Source organism: Oceanobacter antarcticus (genome assembly GCF_044962685.1).
GTDB lineage: Bacteria > Pseudomonadota > Gammaproteobacteria > Pseudomonadales > Oceanobacteraceae > Oceanobacter > Oceanobacter antarcticus.
In genome coordinates, this window is record NZ_JBBKTX010000151.1 from 1 (window position 1) to 209 (window position 209).

Genomic DNA, 209 nt, shown 5'->3' on the forward strand with positions numbered 1-209 from the left:
GATCTGTTGCTGGCATTAAAAGATCGAGGGCTTTTATATGCTTAGGCCCAGTGCAGCGGTTCAGGTATATTTATACGCAGGCACCGTTGACATGCGCAAGTCGATTAATGGCTTGTCGGCATTGGTCGAGCAAGAGCTGGAGCTTAGTCCTATGGCCAATGCTCTGTTTGTCTTTTGTAATCGCGACCGGGATAAAATCAAGTTACTGT

At 46.9% G+C, this 209-nt stretch carries 1 protein-coding gene; it reads left to right on the forward strand.

The window, feature by feature from the left end:
- Positions 1-37 precede the first annotated feature (37 nt).
- Positions 38-209, forward strand: a 172-nt coding sequence (tnpB, locus tag WG929_RS21455) for an IS66 family insertion sequence element accessory protein TnpB (RefSeq protein ID WP_416207661.1), incomplete at its 3' end; no start/stop codon positions are given.